Below are 7,910 nucleotides of genomic sequence, written 5' to 3' on the forward strand. Positions count from 1 at the left end.
TTCACGGGGCTTATGTTTCAAATTTTTCGGGACATTTTCATAAATGCTTGACATGAGAAAAACTGTATTTCCGTACAAAATCCGCCGTGTCGGCAAACCGGCCTGATGTCATGTTGTTGAGCATCGTATAATTCGTATTGACCGATGGAAATGTGAGGGACAGGAGTACGCCGCCGACGGTGAAGCGGACGACTGTATTCCAGCCGTCAGACGTGACGTTGTACAGCTTATAGGGCTTGCCGTCGATGGTTGTCTGGGAAATATGCATCTCCCGGCCATCGCGGCTTTCCCAGGTACCTACTATGAGGGCATAGCCGGCCGCATCCGGTAATTGGTATGTCTGGGGCGAAGCTGCAGAGAGCCCTGCCGGCGCAAGAAGCTGACAGGACAATACCATGGCCAGTACGATTCCGATCTTTTTCATAAAACCGCCTCCTTTTTATTCTATCGTACCATGTACTGGCCAAACTTGACAAATCGGCAGTTCATGATATACTTAGAAAAGCTGGGATGCAGATTGAGCCCTGGCTTTTTTAAGTTACGACAAAATTTTCTTGACTTAGCCTGACAGGTGTGGTATCTTATAAAGGCAGTCTTGCGCAGACACTGGGTCTGCGGCGATTTTTCAGACTATATTAAGAGAGGTGTAGGGAATGCGTACAGCAATTACTTTGGCATGCACAGAATGCAAACAGCGTAACTACCGGACGAACAAAAACAAGAAAAACAATCCGGACCGTTTGGAACTGAAAAAATACTGCCCGTTCTGCAAAAAAGAAACGTTGCACAAAGAAACAAAATAGGTTTGAAATAAGATGTGCGTAATCTTATTTGGATGTGAGAGGGTATATGGCACTTTCAGCTAAAAAAGCAGCACAAAAGAATAAGAAAAATCCGGGCAAGTCATTTTTGCAGGGCGTCAAGGTAGAAATGAAAAAGGTCATCTGGCCGACGAAGAGAGAACTGATTAATTACACTATTATGGTCGTCGTTGCGACGATTGTAGTCATGGCAATTATCGGCGTAGCAGACGGCGTGTTTTCACAGCTGTTTAATCTGCTTCGTGCCGCCGTCGGATAGGGAGGCCTGCGCTTAGATGGAATCTGATAAAAAATGGTACGTTATCCATACGTATTCCGGGTATGAAAATAAAGTAATGGCTACGCTGGAACGGAAAGTCAAGTCTATGGGGCTGGAAAATGTCATTCATCGCATCCTCGTTCCTATGGAAGACGAAGTTGACGTGAAAGACGGGAAAAAACGCACGGTAAAACGTAAAGTATTTCCGGGCTATGTCCTCGTCGAAATGGAAGTCAACGACCGTTCGTGGTATGTCGTCCGCAACACGCCTGGCGTTACCGGGTTTGTTGGCTCGGCTACAAAGCCTATTCCCTTGGAACCGGAAGAAGTCAAGAGTATCCTGAAATCTCAGGGCATCGGGGCAGAACCGAAACCGCACATTTCGGTAGAAGTGGGCGAACAGGTTCGCATTACATCCGGTTCATTTGAAAACTTCATTGCCACCGTTACGGAAATCAATGAAGAAAAAGGTACCGTAAAAGGCCTGATTGATATGTTTGGCCGTGAAACTTCGGTAGAAGTCGACTTTTCTCAAATCGAGAAAAGTCTGGAATAAATACTTCTAATGCGGCGCAAGCCGCGAGTGGGAGAATCGTTGGATTCGCTTACCACATCTTGTAATGTAAGGAGGTGTAACTCACCATGGCAAAAAAAGTAACTAGAATGGTAAAACTTCAGTGCGAAGCTGGCAAGGCAACTCCGGCGCCTCCGATTGGCCCTGCATTAGGTCAGGCTGGCGTCAACATCATGGCGTTCGTTAAGGAATTCAATGAACGTACAGCGAAACAGGCTGGTTTCATTATCCCTGTTGAAATTACTGTATACGAAGACCGTTCCTTTACATTCATCACCAAAACACCGCCTGCTGCCGTATTACTGAAAAAAGCAGCTGGTCTCGACAAAGCTTCGGGCGAACCGAACAAGAAGAAAGTTGCAAAACTCGGCCGCGATAAGGTTCGTGAAATTGCAACGACCAAAATGCCGGACCTCAACGCTAACGACGTTGAAGCGGCTATGAAAATGATTGAAGGTACTGCTCGCAGCATGGGTATTGAAATCGTCGACTAATTCGGCTGTTTCTCTGCCCGTGGAAGGGGCGCAGCCCCGCTACACCACATAAGGAGGAAAACACATTGGCAAAAGTTGGCAAGAAGTATGCTGAAGCAGCTAAGTTGGTCGACAAACAGAAGTTGTACGACGTAGCTGAAGCAGTAGACCTCGTGAAAAAAATGGATACCGCCAAATTTGACGAAACTGTCGAATTGTCCATAAAATTAAACGTAGATCCGAAATATGCCGACCAGCAGGTTCGTGGCGCCTTGGTTCTGCCTCACGGCATTGGTAAATCCAAGACGGTCCTCGTGTTTGCACAGGGCGACAAGGAAAAAGAAGCACAGGAAGCTGGCGCTGATTATGTCGGCGGCGACGATTTGGTCGAAAAGATCAAAGGCGGCTGGCTTGACTTCGACGTAGCTATCGCTACTCCGAACATGATGGGTAAAGTTGGCCGGTTAGGTAAGATCCTCGGTCCTAAAGGCTTGATGCCTAACCCGAAAATCGGCACTGTAACGATGGACGTTGCAAAAGCTGTTTCCGAAAGCAAAGCTGGTAAAGTAGAATATCGTACGGATAAAGCCGGCAATATTCATTCCCCTATCGGCAAAAAATCTTTCGATGCAAATAAACTGATCGAAAACCTTACGACTCTCGTCGACACGATTATCAAAGTTAAACCGTCGGGTGCCAAAGGCCAGTACATCAAATCCATTACGGTTAGCTCCACTATGAGCCCTGGTGTACACATTAACCAGTTCAGCATCAAGGGTGTCGTAAAAGCTGACGCAGAATAATTTAATATCTCTCTTAGCTGTAGACTGAAGGTATGTATAATGGACGCAAGTCCGCCATCTGAGGCTAAAACTAGCAGATACACTTACTGTGACTAGTTCGGCCTCATGGAAATGAGGCCGTTTTTTATTGCTAAGACGATATAAAAAATTTAATTCAAGGAGGTGTATCGAAGTCATGTCTACGTATGCAAAACATCAGGTATCCCCGGCAAAAGCTGCTGTTGTCGCTGAAATGAAAGAAAAGCTGCAGTCTGCTCAGGGTGCTGTTCTGGTCGGCTTTACCGGCCTGACTGTAGCTGACGTTACAAAACTTCGCCGTAAATTCCGCGAAGGCAACGTTGAATATAAAGTCATCAAAAATACGTTAACCCGTATTGCCATTGATGAACTCGGCTACAATGCATTGGATGAACATCTGGAAGGCCCGACAGCTATTGCGTATTCCACAGAAGATGCTGTAGCACCGGCAAAAATCCTGAAAGAATTCATCAAAGAAACGAAAACAGAAGCGCTGACGATCAAAGGCGGTATCGCTGATGGTCAGGTTATCGACGCAGCTGCTGTTGACGCACTGGCAAGCCTGCCAAGCCGCGAAGAACTTATCGCGAAAATCGTTGGCAGCATGCAGGCACCTATTTCCGGTCTGGTCAACGTACTTCAGGGCAATATCCGCAACGTCGTATATGTGCTTGACGCAGTACGCGCCAAAAAGGCTGAACAGGAATCTGCATAATGCAGCCTGAAAGAGCTCGCTCTTTCTCACGAATTGAATTACTTATACAACAGATATAACTATACTATGGAGGTATTTTAAAATGACTAAAGAAGAAATCATGCAAGCCATTGAAAACATGACTGTTTTGGAACTTTCCGAACTCGTAAAAGATATGGAAGAAAAATTCGGCGTATCTGCTGCTGCTCCTGTAGCTGTAGCTGCTGCTCCGGCTGCTGGCGGCGCTGCTGCTGAAGAAAAAACAGAATTCGACGTTGTTCTTACTTCCGCTGGCGAAAAGAAAATCGGCGTAATCAAAGTTGTCCGTGAAGTAACTGGCCTTGGCTTGAAAGAAGCTAAAGCTCTCGTTGACGGCGCTCCGAAAGCTGTTAAAGAAGGCGTTGCTAAAGCTGACGCTGAAGCTCTCAAAGCTAAATTGGAAGAAGCAGGCGCTTCTGTTGAACTGAAATAATTTCCGCCAGGAAATGACAGCCCTGCCGATCGCGTAATACACGCGGTTGGCAGGGCTTTTTATTTTGCGAGTATACACCTCTTCTTTGTATGGCCGGGCAAGTGTTAAATTGATAGATAAACAAAAAGCCTTCTTCGCTGTGTTTAGGGCAGTGGAGAAGGCTTTTTTGTTACTCTTGTATTGAAAATTACAGAAGCTGTTTCAGGCACGGTTCCAGCTGTACGCCTTCACGGTAGTCCGAACCTGCGTCATAGGTGTATTTAATGGCATAGCTCAGGAAATCAGCAGCCTTTTTGACGGCAGCGCCAAGGGATGCGCCGTTCAGGACAGAGCCTGTGAGGACGCTGGTAAAGATGTCGCCAGTACCGCAGGTACTGAAGGGCACGCGGGTGACAGCATATTCGTCAAAGACGTTGGACTTGGCATCGTAGCTGGCGATTTTGATTTCATCGGCTTGGGAGGGAACGCTGGTGATGACGACGGCTTTGGGTCCCTTGCTGCTCAGCTGGACGCAAATATCCTGCAGCGTTTCTGATGTAGGCGCCGTTTCGCTGTACGGGCGGTCCAGAAGCAGGCTAGCTTCGGTATAGTTTGGCGTAATGATCGTGGCCTTGCTGATGAGATCCTTCATTTCCGTAACAATATTCGGCTGGAAGACTGGATAGAGTTTTCCGTCATCGGCCATAGCCGGATCGACAACGACCAGGCCGTCCGATTTGACAAAGCGGCGAATTGCGTCTTTTACGACAGCAATCTGTCCGGCATCGGCGAGAAAGCCGCTGTATACGGCGTCATAGGAGAAGCCGAGCTTTTCCCACTGATCCATAAATTCATGCATATGAGGCGTAAAATCGGTGAATGTAAATTCTCCGTATGTCAGGTTATTGCTGAACAGCGCCGTCGGGAAAGGATTGACCTGAATACCCATGGCCGAAATAACAGGAATCGCCGCAGTCAGAGAGCAGCGCCCAAAAGAACACATATCGTGAACCGCTAATACTCGTTTTAATGTCATTATTCATACCCCCTAAGGTAAACTGTATCACTATTTTATCGCTTTATCGGGGTAATGTAAATAAGACAGATACGATTTGTTCTGTCTTGCTGCCTGTACCGGCTTTGCTATCTATGATATAATGACACGTGCATATATTGTGGAGAATAGGAGTCGAAAGGGCGGAAGAGAGAAATGGCGCAGGAAGAAAAGATACGCATGGGTATCAGCGTGAAAGCCATGATTTTTCATGAAGGCAAGTTGTTGATTTTACAGAAAAACGATGCAGAAGGGCTGCATCACTGGGAGTTCCCCGGCGGCGGCCTGCAGTTTGGCGAAGATTTTGAAGCAGGACTGCGCAGGGAAGTTCGGGAAGAAACGGGCCTGGATGTCGAGCTGGAAGCGCCGGCCGGGATTTGGAGTTATCAGAAGAGAAATGGCCAGTTTTTGAACGGCGTTATTTTTACGGCTATGGCAGTGACGGCGAACGTGCGTCTTTCAGAAGAACATCTGGCCTACCATTGGGTGACAGCTGACGAATTTCCAACCTACCGGCTGCATGGCTCGCTGCAGCGGTCTCTGCGGCAGATGAAAGGTTTTGCCTATGATCGGAGCTATGCCCTGCTGCAGACGTTTTTAGCACGGATACAGGAGAAATAGATATGGATAGGCTACGACAGCAGCGTGCCCCTTTTGCAGAGGCGCTGGAAGCATATTGTGCGAAGCATATGGTGCCTTTTCATACGCCAGGGCATAAAGCAGGGAACGGGGCGCCTGCCTATGAGAAAGCTCTCTTTGGCGACGCTCTGCGCCGTGATTTGGGGCTCATGTATGCTCTGGATGATTTGTTTCAGCCTGAAGGCCCGCTGAAAGAGGCCATGGAACTGGCTGCTGATCTGTACGGAGCAGGGCAGACCTTTTTCTCGATTAACGGCACAACGGCCTGCATTGAAGCCATGATCCTGGCTGTATGCCGCCGCGGCGATGAAATCATTATCCCCCGCGAAGCCCATCGTTCGGTGATGGGCGGCTTGGTCCTGAGCGGTGCTGTGCCGGTATATATGGAAAGCCGGTTTGCCGAGAAAGAGCAGATTTCCCTCGGCCCTGACCTGGCAAGTCTGCAGCAGGCTATTGCTGCCCATCCCCAGGCAAAAGCCGTTTTATTTACGTATCCCACCTATGACGGCATTGCTGTGAAACTGACGGAAATGACGGCGTATGCACATGCTCACGGCCTTATGGTCCTGGTCGATGAAGCGCATGGAGCACACCTGCCTTTCTCGCCGGATCTGCCGGCATCTGCCCTGTCCTGCGGGGCAGACTGTACAGCTCAGAGTACGCATAAGCTGACGGGCTCACTGACCCAGACGTCCATGCTGCACTGCCGCCGCGGATTTCCTCTGACTGAGAAAGTGCGGGCCGCTATGGCTCTGGTTCAGTCGACGAGCCCTCATTACTGGTTCCTGGCGTCTCTGGACAGTGCCCGGCAGCAGCTGGCTCTCTATGGGGAAGAACGGATTGCCGGCGCAGTGGCGTTGGCCAGGAAGATTCGCAATTCATTGAATCAGATTCCAGGAATTCATTCTTTTGGCCGGGAAATCCTGTCCTATGACAGCGTAGCGGCCTTAGATGAAACGAAGGTTACCATTGATTTTGCCGGCTTGGGGCTGGATGGCAGACAGGCAGAGCAGCTCCTCCGCCGTGAAGGCATCGAAGTGGAACTGGTAGCAGCGCATCACGTCCTGGCTCTGATTACGCTGGGAGACGATGCAGAATCGGCTGCAGCGCTGGTCCGGGCCTGCACGCACATTGCCGGCGGCCGCCAGGCGCGGTCCGTGTCGGTACAGCCGGAACGGCCTCTTCCCCGGCCTGAGGTCGTCGTATCGCCGCAGGATGCGTGGAATGGCGATACCGAATGTATTCCTTTAGACAGCGCACGGGATTGTATTGCTGCCGAGACCATTACCTTTTATCCGCCAGGAATTCCGGTCATTGCCTTAGGGGAACGCATGACAGCCGAGGTGCTGACGTATATACGGGAAAAAATGGCTGCCGGGTATACGCCTAATGGGCCGGCAGATGGTTCGCTGCGAACGATTCGCATACTGAAAAGGTGAAGAAAATGAAAGGTAAATTAGTGATTATTGAAGGCGGCGACGGCAGCGGCAAGGCGACGCAGACGGATCTTCTCGTCCGGCGCCTGCGCCAGGAAGGCTGCCAGGTCCGCTCTGTAAGTTTCCCCGATTATGACAGTGAGTCGAGCGCCCTGGTCAAAATGTACCTGCGCGGTGATTTCGGCACTGATGCTGATGCGGTCAATCCCTATGCGGCTTCTGCGTTTTACGCCGTCGACCGCTTTGCGTCGTACCAGATGCAGTGGAAGCGGTTTTTGCTGGACGGCGGCATCGTCGTAGCTGACCGGTACACGACGAGCAATATGCTCTATCAGATGATCAAGATAGAGGGAGAGAAAGCTCAAACTGCCTATCTGGACTGGCTGTGGGACTTTGAATTTGTCAAACTGGGACTTCCCGTTCCCGACGCCGTCGTATTGCTGGATGTGCCCTTGACGGTGACGGAACAGCTCATGGCCAACCGGCAGGGAAAAACGGGCGGCACTACCGGTGATATTCATGAAGGCAATGAAGGGTTTCTGCGGAAATGCCATGATGCCTATGACGTCCTGGCCCGCCGGTACGGCTGGCTGCGCGTATCCTGTGCACAGGAAGGACAGATGCGGCCGGCAGGGGCTATTCATGATGATGTATACCAGCTGGTGCAGGTTGTGCTGAACCTATAGAG

The 7,910-nt window shown here is 49.8% G+C and carries 12 protein-coding genes; 10 read left to right on the forward strand and 2 right to left on the reverse strand.

The features are described from left to right. Window positions 1–37: 37 nt before the first annotated feature. The gene (locus tag Q3886_RS06710) at window positions 38–424 is read right to left on the reverse strand and encodes a hypothetical protein (protein WP_301860484.1); all 387 of its coding nucleotides are present in this window, start codon (window positions 422–424) and stop codon (window positions 38–40) included. Between the two features lie 229 nt (window positions 425–653). Here Q3886_RS06710 and rpmG point away from each other — a divergent pair, with 229 nt between their 5' ends. From rpmG to rplL, 7 genes are all read left to right on the forward strand, one after another. After that, window positions 654–803 (forward strand): 50S ribosomal protein L33, encoded by a 150-nt coding sequence (gene rpmG / locus Q3886_RS06715; RefSeq protein WP_014015374.1) that lies wholly within the window; start codon window positions 654–656, stop codon window positions 801–803. Window positions 804–849: 46 nt separating this feature from the next. Continuing rightward, window positions 850–1,080: a preprotein translocase subunit SecE gene (gene secE / locus Q3886_RS06720; protein WP_301860495.1), complete on the forward strand. Its 231-nt coding sequence runs from the start codon at window positions 850–852 to the stop codon at window positions 1,078–1,080. A 16-nt stretch (window positions 1,081–1,096) separates the two neighbouring features. Beyond that, entirely contained in the window at window positions 1,097–1,636 is a 540-nt protein-coding gene (gene nusG / locus Q3886_RS06725; RefSeq protein ID WP_301860496.1) for a transcription termination/antitermination protein NusG, read from the forward strand. An 86-nt stretch (window positions 1,637–1,722) separates the two neighbouring features. After that, the gene (rplK, locus tag Q3886_RS06730; RefSeq protein WP_301860497.1) at window positions 1,723–2,148 is read left to right on the forward strand and encodes a 50S ribosomal protein L11; all 426 of its coding nucleotides are present in this window, start codon (window positions 1,723–1,725) and stop codon (window positions 2,146–2,148) included. A 65-nt stretch (window positions 2,149–2,213) separates the two neighbouring features. Beyond that, window positions 2,214–2,930 carry a 50S ribosomal protein L1 gene (gene rplA, locus Q3886_RS06735; RefSeq protein ID WP_301860498.1) on the forward strand — a complete coding sequence of 239 codons (717 nt, stop codon included), beginning with the start codon at window positions 2,214–2,216 and terminating at the stop codon, window positions 2,928–2,930. A 175-nt stretch (window positions 2,931–3,105) separates the two neighbouring features. Next, window positions 3,106–3,663 carry a 50S ribosomal protein L10 gene (gene rplJ / locus Q3886_RS06740; RefSeq protein WP_301860499.1) on the forward strand — a complete coding sequence of 186 codons (558 nt, stop codon included), beginning with the start codon at window positions 3,106–3,108 and terminating at the stop codon, window positions 3,661–3,663. An 82-nt stretch (window positions 3,664–3,745) separates the two neighbouring features. Next, window positions 3,746–4,114 (forward strand): 50S ribosomal protein L7/L12, encoded by a 369-nt coding sequence (rplL, locus tag Q3886_RS06745; RefSeq protein ID WP_301860502.1) that lies wholly within the window; start codon window positions 3,746–3,748, stop codon window positions 4,112–4,114. A 187-nt stretch (window positions 4,115–4,301) separates the two neighbouring features. Here the strand turns inward: rplL and Q3886_RS06750 are convergent, their stop codons facing one another. Next, entirely contained in the window at window positions 4,302–5,129 is an 828-nt protein-coding gene (locus Q3886_RS06750) for a pyridoxamine kinase (protein WP_301860504.1), read from the reverse strand. 174 nt (window positions 5,130–5,303) lie between these two features. On the opposite strand from Q3886_RS06750, the gene Q3886_RS06755 reads away from it, so the two are divergent. The 3 genes from Q3886_RS06755 to Q3886_RS06765 are packed head-to-tail and all read left to right on the forward strand — an operon-like array spanning window position 5,304 to window position 7,908. After that, entirely contained in the window at window positions 5,304–5,768 is a 465-nt protein-coding gene (locus Q3886_RS06755; RefSeq protein WP_301860505.1) for an NUDIX domain-containing protein, read from the forward strand. Between the two features lie 2 nt (window positions 5,769–5,770). Continuing rightward, window positions 5,771–7,225 carry an aminotransferase class I/II-fold pyridoxal phosphate-dependent enzyme gene (locus tag Q3886_RS06760; protein ID WP_301860506.1) on the forward strand — a complete coding sequence of 485 codons (1,455 nt, stop codon included), beginning with the start codon at window positions 5,771–5,773 and terminating at the stop codon, window positions 7,223–7,225. Window positions 7,226–7,230: 5 nt separating this feature from the next. Further along, complete coding sequence (locus Q3886_RS06765; protein WP_301860507.1) at window positions 7,231–7,908, forward strand: thymidylate kinase; 678 nt, start codon at window positions 7,231–7,233, stop codon at window positions 7,906–7,908. Window positions 7,909–7,910: the final 2 nt, after the last annotated feature.

It is taken from the genome of uncultured Megasphaera sp., assembly GCF_958350005.1.
In the GTDB taxonomy this organism is placed as follows: Bacteria; Bacillota; Negativicutes; order Veillonellales; family Megasphaeraceae; genus Megasphaera.

Coding starts and splice junctions, on each gene's coding strand:
- secE (WP_301860495.1), top strand. CDS start 850: ATGGCACTTTCAGCTAAAAAAGCAGCACAAAAGAATAAGAAAAATCCG.
- Q3886_RS06710 (WP_301860484.1), bottom strand. CDS start 424: ATGAAAAAGATCGGAATCGTACTGGCCATGGTATTGTCCTGTCAGCTT.
- rplJ (WP_301860499.1), top strand. CDS start 3,106: ATGTCTACGTATGCAAAACATCAGGTATCCCCGGCAAAAGCTGCTGTT.
- rpmG (WP_014015374.1), top strand. CDS start 654: ATGCGTACAGCAATTACTTTGGCATGCACAGAATGCAAACAGCGTAAC.
- rplK (WP_301860497.1), top strand. CDS start 1,723: ATGGCAAAAAAAGTAACTAGAATGGTAAAACTTCAGTGCGAAGCTGGC.
- Q3886_RS06750 (WP_301860504.1), bottom strand. CDS start 5,129: ATGACATTAAAACGAGTATTAGCGGTTCACGATATGTGTTCTTTTGGG.
- Q3886_RS06765 (WP_301860507.1), top strand. CDS start 7,231: ATGAAAGGTAAATTAGTGATTATTGAAGGCGGCGACGGCAGCGGCAAG.
- rplL (WP_301860502.1), top strand. CDS start 3,746: ATGACTAAAGAAGAAATCATGCAAGCCATTGAAAACATGACTGTTTTG.
- Q3886_RS06760 (WP_301860506.1), top strand. CDS start 5,771: ATGGATAGGCTACGACAGCAGCGTGCCCCTTTTGCAGAGGCGCTGGAA.
- Q3886_RS06755 (WP_301860505.1), top strand. CDS start 5,304: ATGGCGCAGGAAGAAAAGATACGCATGGGTATCAGCGTGAAAGCCATG.
- nusG (WP_301860496.1), top strand. CDS start 1,097: ATGGAATCTGATAAAAAATGGTACGTTATCCATACGTATTCCGGGTAT.